The sequence below is a fragment of the Actinomycetota bacterium genome, from assembly GCA_004297305.1.
Taxonomy (GTDB): Bacteria; Actinomycetota; Actinomycetes; order S36-B12; family FW305-bin1; genus FW305-bin1.
In genome coordinates this window covers 195544-213503 of record SCTR01000007.1, presented here as the reverse complement: position 1 = coordinate 213503, position 17960 = coordinate 195544, and the positions used below count along the sequence as shown (strand labels likewise).

Sequence of the window (17960 nt, the reverse complement as noted above, 5' to 3'; positions counted from 1 at the left end):
GGGCCCCTTGAGCCCGGACCGCAGACCGTCGTGGCGGGGCGGCGGTCAGACGACGACGCGCAGGATTTCCTCCAGCGACGTCGTGCCAGCGAGAACCTTGGCGATCCCGTCGGCCCGCAGCGGCGTCATGCCCGCCGACCGGGCGGCGGCGCCGATGACCGTGGCCGCGGCACGGTCGACGGTGAGTCGCTCGATCTCCTCCGAGACCACCATGACCTCGTGCAGCGCGAGCCGGCCGCGATATCCGGTCCGGGCGCAGTGCTGACAGCCGACAGCGCGGTACAGGGTCGGCAGCGGCCGGCCGTCCTCCCAGGGAATCCGCGCCGACTGCAGGGTCTCCGGCAGCGGTTGGTAGGGCTCCTTGCACTTGCTGCACAGCCGGCGCGCAAGCCGTTGCGCCAGCACACAATCCAGTGCCGAGCCGACGAGGAACGGCTCGATGCCCATCTCGGTGAGTCGGGTGATGGCCGACGGAGCGTCGTTGGTGTGCAGCGTGGTGAGGACGAGGTGGCCGGTCAACGCAGCCTCGATAGCGATCTGCGCCGTCTCGTGGTCGCGGATCTCACCGATCAGCACGATGTCGGGATCGGATCGCAGGATCGAGCGCAACGCGGAGGCGAACGTGAGACCCGCTTTCACGTTGACCTGCACCTGGTTCACCCCGGGTAGCCGGTATTCGACCGGGTCCTCGACGGTGATGATGTTGACTTCGGGCCGGTTGATGATGTTGAGGGTGGCGTACAGCGTGGTGCTCTTCCCCGAACCGGTGGGCCCGGTCACCAGGATCATTCCGTACGGCTTCTGGAAACTCTCGGAATACCGGTCGTAGTTCTGGTCGGAGAAACCGAGGTCGGACAGATCCAGCCGCGCGGTGGTGTTGTCCAGGATCCGCATGACGACCTTCTCGCCCCACACGGTGGGCAGCGTCGCCACCCGCAGGTCGATCTTGCGTCCGTTCGTGGTCACCGACAGCCGGCCGTCCTGGGGTACCCGGCGCTCGGCGATGTTGATCTCGGCCATGATCTTCAGCCGGCTGATCACCCCGGACTGGATCGACTTCGGCGACCGCATGACCTCGTGCAGTACCCCGTCGATGCGATAGCGGACCGCGAGGTCGTCCTCGGCAGGCTCGAGGTGGATGTCCGAGGCGCCGTCCTGGATTGCCTGGGTGATCAACAGATTGACGAACCGGACGATCGGCGCGTCCTCGACGATCTCCTTGACCTGACTGAGGTCGTCGTCGGCCTCGGCGGTGTCGATCGCCGAGGTGAGGTCCTCGATCTCGGAGTCGGAACGGAAGACCCGATCGATCGCGGCCTGCACGTCGCTGCGGGTGGCCACGACGGGACGCACGTCCATCCCCGTCATCGAACGGAAGTCGTCGACGGCGAAGACGTTGGCCGGGTCGGCCATGGCCACGACGAGCTTGTCGTCCTCGATGGCGATCGGCAGCGCCAGGTGACGGCGGCAGACCACGCCGGACACCCGGGCCAGGGCGGCGTGGTCGATCATCGTCTCGGTGAGGTCGACGAAGCGCATCCCGATCTGCGCGGCCAGTGCCGCGACCAGCTGGGACTCCGTGAGGATGCCCCGCTCGACCAGCACCCGGCCCAGACTGCGCCCGACCCGCTGGTGCTCCTCGTAGGCGACGTCCAGCTGCGCCCGGTTGACCAGCCGGGCGTCGAGCAGGATGTCGCCGAGCTGCTTCATCCTTGCCGACCTCCCATCGCCCACCCGGTCCGCGGGCCTGACCGACCCTCACGGTGACGTCGGCACTGACGAGCGCCCGCTGTAGCGCGGGGCCGATCGCGCGTCAGCGCGGCGGCGTCGGATCGGTGGCGGCCAGCAGCCGGGCTGCGGCGGTCCGGATGTCCTCGGTGGACGGGTCCGTGTCCGGAAGCACGACCTGCGCGCCGTCGGCGAACACGAGGCCCACCCGATCCACGGGGGGTGGCTCGTCGGACACCGGCTGCTCGGCGGGCGGTGACTCAGGGGTAGGCGGCTCGGAGGTCCGACGCTCGGGGGCCGGCTCCTCGGAGATCGGCGGCTTCGGACTCGGCTGCTGGAGCGTCGGACGCTCGGAGATCGGTCGCTCGAGAGTCGGCGGCTCGGAGGTCGGTCGTGAGCCACTGGGCGCAGGAGGGGCGGGCGGCCCGGCCAGCGGATGGTCGGACGTCTGCGGGCGAACGAGCGCGGCGGCGGTACGCCGTACCGCATGCCGACCGCCGCGAGGACCGCGGCGACCGAAGGCGGCGGACAGCCGGGCCAGGACGGACCGCAGCACGGATCAGGCCCGGACTGCGGCGGTCTCGAGATCCTCCAGGACGGCGTACAGCAACGACAGCAGGACGCCCTTCACCGACTCCTTGTCGGTGGCGTCGCACGGAATCACCGCGATCTGCGGCCCGATGTCGAGGATGGCCCGGATCCGGGCGTCGGACGTCGCGTCCAGGTCGGTCGCGCGGTTGAGCGCGACGACGTACGGCACCGACGCCATCCGCCGGAACGAGTCCAGGATCGCCGCGGCCTCGCCGAGTGACTCCGGCCGCGCGGCGTCGACGAGGACGACGTACCCGAGCATGCCCTCGCCGAGGATCTCCCACATGAAGTCGAACCGTTGCTGGCCTGGCGTACCGAAGAGGTAGAGGACCAGATCGCGGTCGATCGTGATGCGACCGAAGTCCATCGCGACCGTGGTCTCCGCCTTCTCCGCGGTGGCGCCCTCGCTGAGGCTGCGTTCGGTCGACAGGACCGTGATCTCGCTGATGGTGCGGATGAGGGTGGTCTTGCCCGCGCCGAAGGGGCCCGTCACCACGACCTTGACGGCCTGGCCACCGTGTCGGCGGCGGGTGCGCGCGCTCACGTCACAACCCCCGGACCCCGGCGATGAGCCGCAGCAGGAGGCTGCGGTTGACGTTGGGATCGCGCCCGATGAGGGATTCCAGGGCGGGCGCGACCGCGGACGTGCCCACGATAGGTCCGGCACCGGCGACCCTGCGGTCATCGGACTCCGGCGTGTCGGTCCGCGCGGTCACCCGCGTCGCGGTGACGGGCTGACGCGCGGGAAGGTCCACGGCCGGCTGACGCGCGGGGACGTCCACGGCCGGCTCGCGGCTGGGGACGTGCGCGGCCGGCGACTCCGGCGGTACGACGCCGAGCCCGGGCCGCTCGCCCACCGGCTCGGTCAGGTCCGGGCGAGCCGGCTGCGGTCCGGCCACCTCCGACCGGGCCGCCGGCGACAGGGGCGTCTCCGGTGGGGCGACGTCAGGTGCCGCCGTCGGCCGAGCGGCGACCGCTGGTTGCCCCACCGGCAACCTCGGCGGCTCGGCAGCTGTGGCGGGTTCTTCCAACGGGCGCAGCAGTGCCATGCGCTGCTCGAGTTCGGCGACATGGTCGACTGCACCGGGCTCGCAGACCGCAACCAGCCCGCGGCGGACCAGGCCGGCCAGCACGCTGGCCATGGCGAACTGACCGGCGCCGGTGAGGTCGACCAGTTCGCGAACGCGCCGGCGGCCGTCGACCAACGCCAGGGCGGCCCATTCCTCCCGGCTGAGCGATGGATTCTCGGCCAGGGCCGGGACGACGGCGAGCACCGTGTCCGGGCCGGGAATGAGCGCGGCGGCCTCGGCCCACGCCGCCTCCCGCTCAGCAGCCCGGGCGAGCACGTCGGCACAGCCGAGCGTGAGTCCGACGTCGTCGACGTCAACGGCGTCGAGGTCGACGTCGAAACTGCCTGCCCGCCAACGGAGCAGCTCGAAGACCGCGTCGACGACCTGCTCGCCGGCGGTCGCCACCACGACGTCGGCACCGATGGCACCGGTCTCGACCAGGGTGCTGACCACACCTCGCCGCTGCGCCTGAGCCAACTCGACCGCCGCGGCCAGCGCCGCGGCGTCGATCTGCCCGGTGCCGACCAGGCGGCGCGCGAGGGCCTGCTGCCCCGCGTCGGAGGTCGCGCCGGTGATGCTGCCGTCGCGAAGCCGGACCAGCCCGTGGGTCGTCCGACCGCTGCGTGACCGCCGGTGCAGGTGCAGGGTGCCTGTCTTGCCGGTGCCCGCCAACAGCCCGAGGACGTCAGCGAGGCCGAAGGCGTCCAGGGATCCTTGCAACGTCACGGGGTGCTCCTCCTCTCGGGCCAGTCGGCTCGCTGGCGGTCAGTTCCTGGGCGTCGCGATAGCGGTCAGTTCCAGCTGTCCGCGGCGGAGTTGTACGACGGCCACGCCGGCGCGGGGGACGTCGGTTCGTCGGAGGTAGTCAGCCCGACCACCCAGGGGCTGGCGGTCAACGGGTCGGCGACCGGCCGACCCGTTGACGGGTCGCGCCGGTCATCGGCGGAGCCATGCTGCTCATCGTGGCGGTGCTGCTCAGCGGGGCTGTAGTCCCCGGCAGCGCTGCGGTGCTCGGCGGCGATGCCGGCGTCGGCGTCGGCGTCGGCGTCACGATCGGTGCTTCCGCCACCGTCGTCGGTTCTGCCGAGATCGGCGTGGCTCGGCGGTGCCGCAGGCACCACCGAGCCGTCGGCCGTGGACGACGGCCAGCCCGGCGGAAGGGTGATCTCCAGGTCAGACTCGGGCGGCTCCGGGGAGAGCCCACCGTGGCCGGGCCGGTCGGCCGTGTCCGGCTCCGCGCCGGCGTCGTCGACCACAGCTGCCAGTACCGCGTCGTCGGCCGATGCTGCGAGCAGGTCAGCCCCTGCCGGCTGCTCGGCCCCCGGCAGGTCGGCCGAGACGGGCGGGGCGGGCACGGCGTCGGCGGCGGGGGCACTGGGAGCGAAGATCGGGCCGGCCGTGTCGTCGCGGAGGATCACGGCGACCGCGGCGGCGGCCCGCCGTACCTCGTAGAGCATCAGGCCGGCCTTGGCACCGCGCGCAGCGACGGCGACCAGGACGGCCTCGTCCTCGGCGGAGACCAGGAAGACGGTTCCTTCCGCGCCTTCGATCCAGACCTGCGACAGGTCGCCGCGACCGAGGCCTTCGGCCGCTTTCTCTCCCAACGACAACAGCGCAGCGCTCATCGCTGCCAGCCGGGACTCGTCCAGTTGCGGCGGCAGGGCCGACGCCATGGCCAGGCCGTCGTACGAGACGACCGCGGCGGCCTCCAGTTCAGGAGCCTGTACCAGCAGGTCGGCCAAGGCGCGGTCGAGTCGGGCCGCGCGGCCCCCGGTGGTGGTCACGTCGGCCACGGTCGCATCAGGCGCCGTCGCGTCGGGCGCAGTCACGTCGGTCATCGGTCACCTTCGGCAGGGCACGGGGGTACGAGCCCCCAGTGCACCCCATCGGCCCCAGGTCAGTCCACCTTGAACGGCAAGGCAAGCGAACGGCAATGCCACCGAACCGCGCTGGTACACCCGACGGGCAGCGCCACCGACGAGCGCGCCATCGACGAGCCCGTCAGCCGCCGAGCGCGGCGTGCAAGGCAGCCCGCATCGCCTCGACCGGACCGGCGACGCCGGTCATCAGGCGCACCTGGTCGACGGCCTGCCACAGCAGCAGGTCGCCGCCCCCGGCGACAAGCCCGCCGTGGGTGTGCCAGGCGGCGGCGAGCGCCGTCGGCCACGGGTGGTAGACGACGTCGAGCAGTGACCCTGCCGCGGCCGGCACCGAGCCGGCGAGTTCGTCCGCCGCTCCGGCGGGGGTGGTCGCCACGACGACATCGGCCAGCAGGCCCTCGGCGGCGTGCTGCCATCGCGCCGCGGAGACCGTCAGGCCGACCGCGGCGCCGACCGCGACCAGCTCCTCGCCCGCCTCCGGCCGCCGGGTGTAGGCGACGACCTCGCCGCAGCCCAGTTGCGCCAGCGCCGCCACGGCGGACCGGGCGGTCGCGCCCCCGCCGAGCACCGCCGCAGTCCCCGGCCGGGCGGGCGCCCCCGCCTCGCGGAGTGCGGCGACGATGCCCGCGACGTCGGTGTTGTCGCCGCGGCGACGGCCGTCGTCCCAGGTGACGGTGTTGACCGACCGCACCGTCGCGGCGAGCTCGGAGATGTCGTCGAGTTCGGCGAGGACGGCCTCCTTCAGCGGCATCGTGAGCGACAGCCCCGCCCAGGAGGAATCCAGACCGGACAGGAACTGCGGCAACTGCTGCGGCGTGACCTCGATCGCGTCGTACCGCCAGGGCAGTCCGAGTTCGCGGTACGCGGCCCGGTGTAGCACCGGCGACAGGCTGTGGGCGATCGGCGAGCCGAGCACAGCCGCCCGCCGCGGCGGCGGCGCCGTCACGAGCCGGTGTTGGCGCGGTACTCCTGCTTGAACGCCAGGAACTCGTCGTAGTTGGCGGTGAACTTCGTCTCGCCGGTCTTCGGATCGACGGTGACGAAGTACAGCCAGTTGCCCTGGGCGGGTTCCAGCGCCGCCTCGATGGCCTCGGCACCCGGCGAGTTGATCGGGCCGGGTGGCAGGCCCCGGTGGACGTAGGTGTTGTACGGCGACGCGGTCCTCAACTGGTCCGCGGACAGCTGCAGGTCGGTGGTGCCCAGGGCGTAGTTCACCGTGGAGTCCAGCTGCAGCGGCATGCCCTTGGCCAGCCGGTTGTAGATGACACGGGCCACTTTCGGGTAGTCGCCGACGACCCCCTCGCCCTGCACCAGTGACGCCACGATCAGGGCCTCGTACGGCGTTACCCCGCGAGCAGCCGCGCCGGCGACGAGGCCGGTCTCGGCGGCGGCCTGGCCGAACCGGCGTACCAGCGTGGCGACCACAGCGGTTGCGTCGGCCCCGGGGGCCAGTTCGTACGTGGCGGGGAAGAGGAAGCCCTCCGGGTTGCTGCCGGCCCAGCTCGGCAGGCCGATCTTCGCCGGGTTCCGCAACGCCGCGGTGAGGTCGGACTCCGCCAGGCCGGTCGCCTTGGCCGCCGCGGTGACCGACTGGGACAGCCGCAGCCCCTCGGGCAGGACCAGCTTGTCGATGTCGCGCGAGGCCGGGTCGAGCATCGCCGCGACGGCCGCCGTGCCGGACATGCCGAGCCGCAGGTTGTACGCCCCCGGGGCGATCCCCCCCGACTTCGGTTCGGCGTCCGCGGCGTCCACGAAGGCGTCGGCCGTCTTGACCACACCGGCCGCCGCCAGGGCCTCGCCCATCTTCCGCAGCGAACTGCCCTTGGCGATCTCGACGGTGACCGGGCCATCGCCGTCACCGGTGAAGTCGCCGGAGGAGCCCCCCATCGCCCGGACCGCGACCACCGCCGCGACGACGATCACCACGACGACGACGATGCCGGCGACCAGGGTCGCGCGGCCGCCACCACGGCCGTTGCCTCGACCGCCGGACCGCTCGTCGGAGGTCATCGACAGCCCGAGCTGGCTCATCTCACCTCTGCAGGATCGTGCCGGGTGGCGCTCCGGTGGCGCGCTCGGCGTCCAGGGCGTGCTGCACGATGATGGCAGCCGCCGTCTGATCGACCAACGTACGGCGGCGACGGGAGTTCCGTCCGGCGGCGCGCAGGTCGCGGTGCGCCTGCGTCGTGGTGAACCGTTCGTCCACCAGCCGGACGGGGACGGGTGAGACCAGGACGGCGAGTTCCTCGGCGTACTGCCGCGCCAGCCCGGCCGCGGCCCCCTCCCGGCCATCGAGCCCGATAGGCAACCCGACCAGCACCTCGAGCGCGTCGCAGTCGGTGACCAGCGCGGCCAGCGCGGCCAGGTCGCCGCTCCCCCGCTGCAAGGTCGTCTCGGGTACGGCGAGCGTGCCGGCAGGGTCGCTGCGGGCCACCCCGACACGGACCGAGCCGACATCGACGCCGAGCCGCACGCCCGGGCGCACCTCAGCCTCCGGTGCGCTCGGTCACGAGGTCGACGGCGGCGCGCAGCGCCGCAGCAACACCGGCGGGGTCGGTGCCGCCGCCCTGGGCCACGTCGTCCTTGCCGCCGCCACGCCCGGCGACCGCGGGCAACGCCGCGGCCAGCAGCTCCCGGGCGGTGATCCCGGCGTCGCGGGCGCCCGGGTTCACTGCGGCCACCAGCGCGACCTTGCCGTCGGACACCGCAGCACCCAGGACCGCCGCCGGCTCGGCGCCGGCCTCGCCGCGGGCGCGCAGGACGAGGTCGCGCACGGTGCCGCCGTCGGTGCCCGCCGGCGCGGTGAACGCCCAGACGGTCACCTTCCCGGCCCGGACCCCCTCGCCGACGATCGACGCGAAGTCGGCGGCCAGTGCGTCCTGTCGCAGCCGTGTCACCTCCCGCTCGGCGTCGCGGAGCCGGGACATCATCCCCTCGATGCGGCCGGGCAGTTCCGCCGGCGGGACCTTGAGCAGATCGCTGAGCTGACCGACCAGGTCGCGCTCGCGTGCCAGGTACTCGTACGCCGGCAGTCCGACGACGGCTTCGATCCGGCGGACCCCCGAACCCACCGACGACTCCGCGGTCACTGCCAGCGGCCCGATCTGGCTGCTGGCGCTCACGTGCGTGCCACCGCACAGCTCGCGCGACCACGGGCCGCCGATCTCGACCACCCGCACGGTCTCGCCGTACGTCTCCCCGAACAGCGCCAGTGCGCCGAAGTCCTGGGCCTGCTGCAGGCTCATGTACGCCACCGATACCGGCAGGTCGTCGCGGACGGCCCGGTTCGACACGTGCTCGATGTCGCCGCGGGAGGTCTTGCTCAACGCCGACGTCCAGCTGAAGTCCAGCCGCAGGTAGCCGGGACGGTTGAACGACCCGGCCTGCAGCGCCTGCGGTCCGAGCACCTCGCGCAACGCGGCGTGCACGACGTGGGTGCCGGAGTGGGCCTGCCGGGCCCCGTGCCGCCACCGGGCGTCGACCTTCGCCTGGACCTGCTGACCGACGACCAGCTCGCCGCGGGTAACCCGGACCTGATGGGCGACCAGGCCGCGCACCGGCCGCTGTACGTCGAGGACCTCGACGGTGACGCCGTCTCCCACGATGGTCCCGGCGTCGGCGTGCTGCCCGCCGGACTCCGCGTAGAACGTCGTACGGTCCAGGAACGCCGTCCCGATCTCGCCGGCGCCCAGCGCCGGCACCGGCTGACCGGCCGACAGCAGCGCAACCACGCTGGCGTCGGTCTCCAGACCCTCGTAGGCCAGCCAGTCCGTCGTGCCGTGGGCGTCGAGGACGTCGCGATAGACGGTGGTGTCGGCCAGTCCGGCCTTGCGGGCCTGCGAGTCGGCCTTCGCCCGGGACCGCTGCTCGGTCATGAGCTGGCGGAAGCCCGCCTCGTCGACGCTGATGCCTTGCTCGGCAGCCATCTCCAGGGTGAGGTCGATCGGGAAGCCGTACGTGTCGTGCAGCGCGAAGGCCTTGTCCCCCGGCAGGACGGTCGCGCCGGAGCGCTTGACCTCGGTGACGGCGGTGTCGAAGATCGCCGTCCCGGTCCGCAGCGTGGCCAGGAACGCCTGCTCCTCGTTCTGGTACGCCGCGGTGATGCGGGCGGCGTCGGTCACCAGCTCCGGGTACTGCGGGCCCATCGCGGCGATCGCGGCGGCGGCGAGCTCCCCCATGGTCGGTTCGGTGGCGCCGAGCAGCCGCATCGTGCGGATCACCCGGCGCATCAGCCGGCGCAGCACGTAGCCGCGGCCCTCGTTGCCGGGCAGGACGCCGTCGGCGACCAGGAATGCGCACGTGCGGGAATGGTCGGCGACCACGCGCAGGCCGACGTCGGCGCGGCGGTCCACGCCGTACCGAGCGCCGCTCAGCTCCATCGCCCGATCGAGGATGACCCGGGTGGTGTCGATCTCGTACAGGTTGTCCACGCCCTGCAGCAGCGTGGCCATCCGCTCCAGGCCCATCCCGGTGTCGATGTTCTTCGCCGGCAGCTCGCCGTAGATCGGGTAGTCGTCCTTGCCGGTGCCGGCGCCGCGCTCGAACTGCATGAACACGAGGTTCCACACCTCGAGGTAGCGGTCCTCGTCGGCGACCGGACCACCGTCGCGGCCGTGTTCGGCGCCGCGGTCGTAGTAGATCTCCGAGCACGGGCCGCAGGGCCCGGGCACGCCCATCGACCAGAAGTTGTCGGCCTTGCCGCGGCGCTGGATCCGTTCTGCCGGTACGCCGATCACCCGCTGCCACAGGTCCGCGGCCTCGTCGTCGTCCTCGTACACCGTCGGCCACAGCCGGGCCTCCGGAAAGCCGAACCCGCCGTCGGCGACCGGGCGGGTGAGCAACTCCCACGCCAGCGGGATCGCCTGTTCCTTGAAGTAGTCGCCGAAGGAGAAGTTGCCGCACATCTGGAAGAACGACGCGTGGCGGGTGGTCTTGCCTACCTCGTCGATATCCAGGGTCCGTACGCATTTCTGGACGCTCGTGGCCCGCGGGCTGGGCGGTACGGCCTCGCCGAGGAAGTACGGCTTGAACGGCACCATGCCGGCGTTGACGAACAGCAACGTGGGGTCGTCGACGACCAGCGGTGCGGACGGCACCACCAGGTGGCCGCGCTCGGCGAAGAACGTCAAGAACCGCTGCCGGATCTCCGCGGAGTCCATCAGACCTCTTCCCGCTGACGCCCCGGTTGGCTCGTCCTGGCGACCACGACCGGGGCCGTCCCGCGAGGCGCGTCGGCCGGCGTACGCCACGACTCCAGCCGCCGCAGGCCGCGGTGCGCGCGGGTCGTCCAGGCACCGGCGGCGTCCGCGGCGACCGAGATGTTGCCGGCCAGGCCACGGTCCTTGGCGTGATGCATCGCCGTGGTGGCGCGACGGTAGGCGTAGATCCCGCCGGCCGCGCCCACGGCGACCCAGAACAGCCGGCGCACCCGGTCAGCTCCCCTCGCGTCCCTCATCCGGATCGGAGCGCTGCGACCCTATCCCAGCGTCGTCGGCCGCTTCGTCAACCGGCGGCACGGCACCGGGAGCACCGCTGGCGCCGGGAGCGCGCAGCTGCCGCAGCCGCTCGTCGATCTGCGCCCACCGGGCCTCTGCGCCGTGCTGGGTGGGCTGGTAGTACCGCCGGCCGCGCAGCGTCTCGGGCAGGTACTCCTGCCGGGCAACCCCCTGCGGCTGGTCGTGGGCGTAGAGGTACCCGGCACCAGCGCCTTCGGCGCGCGAAGCACTGCTGCTGCCGTCGCGCAGCGGCGCAGGAACCCACCCGGCCCGGCCGCGCCGGACATCGTCGATGGCGGCATCGACCGCCTTGTAGACGGCGTTGGACTTCGGCGCGAGCGCGAGATGGACAGTGGCCTGCGCCAGCGTGATCCGTGCCTCCGGCATCCCGACGAAGGCGACCGCCTGCAGTGCGGCCACAGCGGTCTGCAGCGCAGTGGGATCCGCCATCCCGATGTCCTCGCTGGCGAGGATGACCAACCGCCGGGCGACGAACCGGGGATCCTCGCCGGCCTCCAGCATCCGGGCGAGGTAGTGCAGGCCGGCATCGACGTCGCTGCCGCGGACGGACTTGATGAACGCGCTGATGACGTCGTAGTGCAGGTCGCCGTCCCGGTCGTACCGCACCGCCGCCTGCTGGACAGCGTGCTCGACGTCGGACAGCCCGACGAGCGCCCGGCCGTCGGCGCCGGCGGCATCGGCCGCGGCCTGCAGCGCGGTCAACGCCCGCCGCGCATCGCCACCGGATACCCGCACGAGGTGGTCGCGGGCGGCCGGATCCAGGCCGACCGCGCCTGCCAGGCCGCGCTCGTCCACCACGGCCCGGTCGACCACGGCACCGATGTCGTCGTTGGACAGCGGGCGCAGCGCAAGCACGAGGCTGCGCGACAGCAGCGGCGCGATGACGGCGAAGCCGGGGTTCTCCGTCGTGGCCGCCACGAGGGTGACCCAGCCGTTCTCGACCGCCGGCAGCAGCGCGTCCTGCTGGGTCTTGGAGAACCGGTGCACCTCGTCGACGAACAGGACGGTGCCGCGGCCGATTACCGTCAGCTCGTCCCGGGCGCGGTCGATCACCGCGCGCACGTCCTTGACGCCGGCGGTGACCGCGGACAACTCCACGAACCGGCGGTCGGTCGCGGCGGAGACCAACGCCGCCAGGGTGGTCTTGCCGGTCCCCGGCGGCCCCCACAACACGAGACTGACCGTCGCGCCCGCACCGGCGGTGGGACCGGAAGCAGTCCCGGGCCCGGACACCAGTCGATACAGCGGCGAGCCCGGCTCCAGCAGATGCTGCTGGCCGACCAACTCCGCCAGCGAGCGCGGACGGACCCGTGCAGCCAACGGCGCATCCGGCCGCGGCTGCCCGGTCCCGTCGAACAGGGTCGCCGTCTCCTCGGCCATGGACGCAGCGTAGGAGGCGACCGCAGCGGCGTGACATCGCGCGCGGCACAACCAACGGCTCAGCCCCGACTTGGTGCCGCGCCATGGACAACAGGTAAGGCTTGCCTTACCTTGCCTCTATGTCCGTCACACCTGCGCCGCTCCCGTCCGTGCCGCCGCCGGTGCCCCCGTCCGGGCCGTCAGCGCAGCCCTCCGCCGGTCGCCCGGCGCACCGCCCCGGTCCACCGGCCGGTGAGAGCCCGGTGACCGGGCGTCCCAGCGACGCCGAGGTCGCGCGAACCCTCGTCGACGGGCACCTGCTGGCCGAGGCGACCGTCCCCTGGCTCGGCTGCCCGATGGTCGTGCGGCACGCGCCGGACGACGACGGCCACCTGCTGCTCCTGCTCGACGCCAACCACCCGGTGGCCCGCGTCGGCATCGCCGGAGCCCGGAGTGCGGCGGTCGTCACCGTGTGGGACGTCGCGCCCTGGCCGGCCCCCGACCGGGTCCGCGGTCGGGTCCAGGTCGGCGGACAGCTCGCGTCGGTGGCACCGGAGCTTCGGCGTACGGCGGCCGAGGTCGTCGCTGCCCGGCACGGCGCGGCAGCCCGTCGACTGATCGACGGCCCGGCGTGGGTGCTGCGGCTGGAGGTGACGCAGGTGCGGCTGGAGCGCGACGGCCGCGCACGCCCGGTGACGCCGGAGGCGTACGCCGCGGCCCGTCCTGATCCGCTCGCCGGCCGCGAGGACGCCGTCCTGCGGCATGTCCTGCGCAGCCGGCCAGGCGTACTCGGCCGGCTGCTCCCCGACGCCGTGGCGGGCGAGCACATCACCGTGCGGCGACTGGACCGCTACGGGATGGACCTCGACGTCGACGGTGTCGAGGCCCGGATCGTGTTTCCGTGGCGACTGCGCTGCCGGCGCGACCTGGCCGCCGCACTGCGCGAGCTCGCGCCCGCCTAGGCACGCCGACGACGGCAGGGGCGCGCCGACAACCAAGACAAGACGACGGCGAAGGCCGCCGTGGTGGGACTACGCCGAGGTCGCCGGTGCCGGCGCGTCCACTCCCGCCTCACGGCGCTGAGCCGCGGTGATGGGGGCCGGCGCGCCGGTGAGCGGATCCTGGCCGCCGCCGGTCTTCGGGAACGCGATGACGTCCCGGATCGAGTCGGCACCGGACAGCAGGGCACAGATGCGGTCCCAGCCGAACGCGATGCCGCCGTGCGGCGGCGGTCCGAACGCGAACGCGTCGAGCAGGAAACCGAACTTCTCCTGCTGTTCGGGCGGCTCGATTCCCATGAGCGCGAACACCCGTTGCTGCACGGCACGGTCGTGGATACGGATCGATCCGCCGCCGATCTCGTTGCCGTTGCACACCAGGTCGTACGCGTAGGCCAGGGCGTGCTCCGGGTCGGCCTCGAACCGGTCGACCCACTCCGGCTTCGGGGACGTGAAGGCGTGGTGCACTGCGGTCCACGCGCCGCTGCCCACCGCGACGTCGCCGCTGGCCGTGGCCGCCGCCGCCGGTTCGAACAGTGGGGCGTCGACGATCCAGACGAACGACCAGGCGCCCTCGTCGATCAGGCCGCAGCGACGGCCGATCTCCAGCCGGGCGGCACCCAGCAGCGCCCGCGACGGCGCGGGCGGCCCGGCGGCGAAGAAGATGCAGTCCCCCGGCTGCGCGCCGACGTACGCCGGCAGACCGTCGCGCTCGGTGTCCGAGAGGTTCTTGGCGACCGGCCCGGACAACTCGCCGGTCTCGCCCACCAGGACGTACGCCAGGCCACGGGCACCGCGCTGCCGTGCCCAGTCCTGCCAGGCGTCAAGCACCTTGCGCGGTTGTGACGCGCCGCCCGGCATCACCACAGCACCGACGTACGGCGCCTGGAAGACCCGGAAAGCGGTGTCGGAGAAGTACTGCGTGCATTCGACGAGTTCCTGCCCGAACCGGAGGTCGGGCTTGTCGTTGCCGAACCGTGCCATCGACTCCGCGTACGCCAGCCTCGGGATGGGTGTGACCACGTCGTGGCCGATCAACCGCCACAACGCCGTGATCACGGCCTCGCCGACCTCGATGACGTCGTCCTGATCGACGAAACTCATCTCGATGTCGAGCTGGGTGAACTCCGGCTGCCGGTCGGCGCGGAAGTCCTCGTCACGGTAGCAACGCGCGATCTGGTAGTACCGCTCCATACCGGCCACCATCAGCAACTGCTTGAACAGTTGCGGACTCTGCGGCAGCGCGTACCAGCTGCCCGGCTGCAATCGGGCCGGTACCAGGAAGTCCCGGGCTCCCTCCGGCGTCGACCGGGTCAGCGTCGGCGTCTCGATCTCGATGAAACCCCGATCGTGCAGCACGTTGCGCGCGGTGTGGCTGACCCGGCTGCGCAGCCGGATGGCGGCGGCCGGCGCGGGCCGGCGCAGGTCGAGGTAGCGCCATCGCAACCGGACCTCGTCACCGACGTCCACCTGGTCGTCGATCGGGAACGGCAGTGGCGCCGCGGAACTCAGGACGGTCAGGTCGTCGGTGACGACCTCGACCGCACCGGTCGGCAGCTCGGGATTCTCGTTGCCCTCCGGGCGGATCCGCACGTCACCGACGACCCGAACGCAATACTCGTTGCGCAACTCGTGGGCCGTCTCGGCGTCGCGGACCACCACCTGCACCACGCCCGAGGCATCCCGCAGGTCGAGGAAGGCGACCCCACCGTGATCGCGGCGACGAGCGACCCAGCCGGCCAGAACCACCGTGTTGCCGGCATCGGTCGCGCGCAACGTCCCGGCCTCGTGCGTGCGGATCACGTGTTCGACTCCCGAGCGGTCGTGGTGCGGGCGAGGACGACGTCGTACACGTCGTCGAGCGGGACAGTCTCCTGGGCGCCGTCTCGCAGGTCCTTCAGCGACACGGTCCCGGCAGCCAGATCGCGGTCCCCGAGGATCAGCGCGTACGGCGCGCCACTGCGGTCGGCACCCTTGAGCGCGCCCTTCATTCCCCGGTCACCGTAGGCGATATCGACCCCGACGCCGGCCTGCCGCCACCGGCCGGCCAGCGCCACCAGCCGGCGCTTCGGCTCGCTACCCAGCGGGACCAGGTACACGTCGCATCGGCGGGCGCCGCCCACCGGCAGCGATTCGGCCCGGCACGCCAGCAGCGTGCGGTCGGTCCCCAGACCGAACCCGATGCCTGACAGCGGCTGGCCACCCAACGAGGCCATCAGGCCGTCGTAGCGGCCCCCACCACCGATGCCGGACTGCGCACCCAGGTCGGCGTGCGAGAACTCGAACGTGGTCCGGTTGTAGTAGTCCAGGCCGCGGACCAGTCGCGGCGCCTCCTGCCACTGCACCTGCAGGTCGGCCAGATGCATCCGGACCGTGTCGTAGTGCTCCTGGCACGACGCGCACAGGTGGTCGGCCATCAGCGGCGCGCCGGCCAGCTGCGACTGGACCTGCTCCCGCTTGTCGTCGAGCACCCGCAGCGGGTTCAGTTCGGCACGTTCCCGTGTCGCGTCGTCCAGGTCGATCCCGCGGAGAAACTGTTGCAGCAGAGCTCGATAGGGCGGCCGGCACGTGCTGCAGCCCAACGAGGTCAGGTTCAGCTGGTAGCGCCGCAGGCCCAGCGCGCGGAAGCCCTCGTCGGCGATCGCCACGACCTCGGCGTCCAGCGCGGGGTCGTCGCTGCCGATGGCCTCGACCCCGACCTGCTGCAGCTGCCGGTAGCGGCCCAGCTGCGGCCGTTCGGCGCGGAAGAACGCACCGGCGTACCAGAGTTTCACCGGCAGTTGCCCACGGTCGAGGCCGTGCTCGATCACAGCCCGGACGACACCGGCGGTGCCCTCCGGCCGCAGCGTCAGCGACCGGTCACCGCGGTCGGTGAAGGTGTACATCTCCTTGCTCACCACGTCGGTGGATTCGCCCACGCCACGGACGAACAGGCCGGTGTCTTCGAACACCGGCAGTTCGACGTAGCCGTAGCCGGCCCGCCGAGCCGGGCCCGCCAACGTCTGCCGCACGGCCAGGAAGGCCGCGGAATCCGGCGGCAGATACTCCGGGACTCCCTTGGGCGCGCTGAACTGACTGGTCACGACGACGGCGTCACAGTCCGCGCCGGACCGGCGGCACATCCGCGGCCACGTGCTGCAGGTACGGGTTGGCGGTGCGTTCCCGCCCGATCGAGGTGGTCGCGCCGTGGCCGGGCAGCACCACGGTCTGGTCCGGCAGCGGCAGGATCACCCGGGCGAGGCTCGCGAGCATGGCCTGGTGGTCACCGCCGGGCAGGTCGGTACGCCCGATCGAGCCTTCGAAGAGAACGTCGCCGGAGAACAGCAGCGGCGGGACGTCACCGGCCTGCTGCGTGCCGTAGACGACCGAGCCTTCGGTGTGCCCGGGCGCGTGGCTGACCTTCAGCTGCAGTCCGGCCAGCTGCAGCACCTCGCCATCGGCCAGCTCACGAACCTCGTCGGGTTCGACGAACTGGTGATGGCCACCGAGCATCGCCGCCATCGCGTCCGCCGCGTCGCGCCGGTCGGCCGCCCCCCGCCCTGCGAATCCCATGGGGTCCGCCAGCCGAGAACGGTCGGCGGGGTGGATGTACGCCGGCACCCGATGGCTGGCGCACACCGGCTGCACCGAGAACATGTGGTCGATGTGCCCGTGGGTGAGGATCACCGCGACCGGCTGCAGGCGGTGCTCCCGCACGAGGTCGTCGATCGGGGCCCCGGAATCCTTGCCCGGGTCGATGACGACGCACTCGGCCCCGGCAGCGGTGGCGACCACGAAGCAGTTCGTGGCCCACGGACCTGCAGGGAAGCCGGCGACCAGCACAGAGCGTCCTTCGCCTCGGGGAGCAACGGTGCACGAGGGTATCCGCCGCGGCGTCGACCTAGACTCCCGCGGGGTCTCGACGACGATCGCAACGGCGGCGTGGGACCGGTGACGGTCGGACGGAGGAGGGCCAGTGACCAGCAACCGGCGGGAACGTGAGCTCGCGCGCGCCAAGCAGCAACGGCAGCTGGAACGCCGTCGGACAGCCGCTCGCGCCCGGCGGCGCCGCAACCGGATCGCCGGAGTCGTCGTCGCCGTGGTCGCCATCGTCGGGCTCGGTACCTGGGCGGTGGCAGCCACTCGGAACGACAGCTCGACGGCCTCCCCGTCACCGTCACCGTCGTCGTCGTCGCCGTCCTGGACGCAGCCGCCCGCGATGACCATCGACACCACGACGCCGTACGTCATGACGCTGCAGACCAGCCAGGGCGCGATCACGATCCAGACCGACCCGGCCAAGGCGCCGCACACGGTCAACTCGATGATCTTCCTGGCCAGCCAGGACTTCTTCGACGGCACCAGTTGCCACCGGTTGGCCACCGCGTCGCCGTTCGTCCTGCAGTGCGGCGACCCGACCGGCGGCAAGGGCGGCGGACCGGGCTACACCGTCCCGGACGAGAACCTGCCGGCCGCCGGCACGAACAACTACCCCAGAGGCACCGTCGCCATGGCGAACCGGGGCGCCGGGACGGCCGGCAGCCAGTTCTTCCTGGTCTACCGCGATGCCACGCTCCCGCCGGCGTACACGATCTGGGGGAAGATCACCGCCGGCCTCGACGTCCTGGACAAGATCGCCGCGGCCGGCACCGCCGACGGCTCCCCCGACGGCCCGCCGAAGCTGCCGGTCACGATCGACGCGGTGACCGTCACACCGGCCGCGCCGTCCTTCTCCCCGCCGCCGTCGGGCTGACCGCCCGCCGAGCCGGGTACCGCAGTCGCCGTACGTCGCGGTCGCCGTACGCCGCGGTCGCTTGACACCGCAGCGACGGTGGCCAG

The 17960-nt window shown here is 72.5% G+C and carries 14 protein-coding genes and 1 pseudogene; 2 read left to right on the top strand and 13 right to left on the bottom strand.

Going from position 1 to position 17960, the window contains the following annotated elements; all coding sequences use genetic code 11:
* Window positions 1-45 precede the first annotated feature (45 nt).
* The 10 genes and pseudogenes from EPO13_06640 to EPO13_06595 form a co-directional block, all read right to left on the bottom strand.
* A complete protein-coding gene (locus tag EPO13_06640) occupies window positions 46-1710 on the bottom strand; it encodes a type II secretion system protein GspE (GenBank protein ID TAK69545.1) in 1665 nt (554 codons plus the stop codon).
* Window positions 1711-2287: 577 nt separating this feature from the next.
* The gene (locus EPO13_06635; GenBank protein ID TAK69544.1) at window positions 2288-3004 is read right to left on the bottom strand and encodes a GTP-binding protein; all 717 of its coding nucleotides are present in this window, start codon (window positions 3002-3004) and stop codon (window positions 2288-2290) included.
* Window positions 2865-4139 (bottom strand): DUF4388 domain-containing protein, encoded by a 1275-nt coding sequence (locus tag EPO13_06630; GenBank protein ID TAK69543.1) that lies wholly within the window; start codon window positions 4137-4139, stop codon window positions 2865-2867. Before EPO13_06630 ends, EPO13_06635 begins: the two co-directional genes overlap by 140 nt.
* A 680-nt stretch (window positions 4140-4819) precedes the next feature.
* Window positions 4820-5227, bottom strand: a pseudogene (locus tag EPO13_06625) (hypothetical protein).
* 163 nt (window positions 5228-5390) lie between these two features.
* Complete coding sequence (locus tag EPO13_06620; protein ID TAK69542.1) at window positions 5391-6215, bottom strand: shikimate dehydrogenase; 825 nt, start codon at window positions 6213-6215, stop codon at window positions 5391-5393.
* On the bottom strand, window positions 6212-7300 hold the full coding sequence (gene mltG, locus EPO13_06615; protein ID TAK69541.1) for an endolytic transglycosylase MltG: 1089 nt from the start codon (window positions 7298-7300) through the stop codon (window positions 6212-6214). The genes EPO13_06620 and mltG overlap by 4 nt, the downstream gene beginning before the upstream one ends.
* Window position 7301: 1 nt before the next feature.
* Entirely contained in the window at window positions 7302-7754 is a 453-nt protein-coding gene (gene ruvX / locus EPO13_06610) for a Holliday junction resolvase RuvX (GenBank protein TAK69540.1), read from the bottom strand.
* A gap of 1 nt (window position 7755) precedes the next feature.
* Window positions 7756-10428 (bottom strand): alanine--tRNA ligase, encoded by a 2673-nt coding sequence (alaS, locus tag EPO13_06605; GenBank protein TAK69539.1) that lies wholly within the window; start codon window positions 10426-10428, stop codon window positions 7756-7758.
* Entirely contained in the window at window positions 10428-10697 is a 270-nt protein-coding gene (locus tag EPO13_06600; GenBank protein TAK69538.1) for a hypothetical protein, read from the bottom strand. Before EPO13_06600 ends, alaS begins: the two co-directional genes overlap by 1 nt.
* Window positions 10698-10701: 4 nt before the next feature.
* Complete coding sequence (locus EPO13_06595; GenBank protein ID TAK69537.1) at window positions 10702-12165, bottom strand: replication-associated recombination protein A; 1464 nt, start codon at window positions 12163-12165, stop codon at window positions 10702-10704.
* A gap of 242 nt (window positions 12166-12407) precedes the next feature.
* Between EPO13_06595 and EPO13_06590 the strand changes: the two genes are divergently transcribed.
* Window positions 12408-13106 (top strand): hypothetical protein, encoded by a 699-nt coding sequence (locus EPO13_06590; GenBank protein TAK69536.1) that lies wholly within the window; start codon window positions 12408-12410, stop codon window positions 13104-13106.
* A gap of 69 nt (window positions 13107-13175) precedes the next feature.
* Here the strand turns inward: EPO13_06590 and aspS are convergent, their stop codons facing one another.
* The 3 genes from aspS to EPO13_06575 are packed head-to-tail and all read right to left on the bottom strand — an operon-like array spanning window position 13176 to window position 16964.
* Window positions 13176-14945, bottom strand: coding sequence for an aspartate--tRNA ligase (gene aspS / locus EPO13_06585; GenBank protein ID TAK69535.1), 1770 nt, complete (start codon window positions 14943-14945; stop codon window positions 13176-13178).
* Complete coding sequence (locus tag EPO13_06580) at window positions 14942-16264, bottom strand: histidine--tRNA ligase (GenBank protein ID TAK69534.1); 1323 nt, start codon at window positions 16262-16264, stop codon at window positions 14942-14944. The genes aspS and EPO13_06580 overlap by 4 nt, the downstream gene beginning before the upstream one ends.
* Window positions 16236-16964 (bottom strand): MBL fold metallo-hydrolase, encoded by a 729-nt coding sequence (locus EPO13_06575; protein TAK69533.1) that lies wholly within the window; start codon window positions 16962-16964, stop codon window positions 16236-16238. Before EPO13_06575 ends, EPO13_06580 begins: the two co-directional genes overlap by 29 nt.
* Before the next feature lie 133 nt (window positions 16965-17097).
* Here EPO13_06575 and EPO13_06570 point away from each other — a divergent pair, with 133 nt between their 5' ends.
* Complete coding sequence (locus tag EPO13_06570; GenBank protein ID TAK69532.1) at window positions 17098-17874, top strand: peptidylprolyl isomerase; 777 nt, start codon at window positions 17098-17100, stop codon at window positions 17872-17874.
* The last annotated feature ends 86 nt before the right edge of the window (window positions 17875-17960 follow it).

Excerpts from the sequence above, each read along its gene's own strand:
- alaS (TAK69539.1), bottom strand. The coding sequence starts at position 10,428 with ATGGACTCCGCGGAGATCCGGCAGCGGTTCTTGACGTTCTTCGCCGAG.
- EPO13_06635 (TAK69544.1), bottom strand. The coding sequence starts at position 3,004 with ATGACCGCAGGGTCGCCGGTGCCGGACCTATCGTGGGCACGTCCGCGG.
- EPO13_06580 (TAK69534.1), bottom strand. The coding sequence starts at position 16,264 with ATGTGCCGCCGGTCCGGCGCGGACTGTGACGCCGTCGTCGTGACCAGT.
- mltG (TAK69541.1), bottom strand. The coding sequence starts at position 7,300 with ATGAGCCAGCTCGGGCTGTCGATGACCTCCGACGAGCGGTCCGGCGGT.
- EPO13_06595 (TAK69537.1), bottom strand. The coding sequence starts at position 12,165 with ATGGCCGAGGAGACGGCGACCCTGTTCGACGGGACCGGGCAGCCGCGG.
- EPO13_06640 (TAK69545.1), bottom strand. The coding sequence starts at position 1,710 with ATGAAGCAGCTCGGCGACATCCTGCTCGACGCCCGGCTGGTCAACCGG.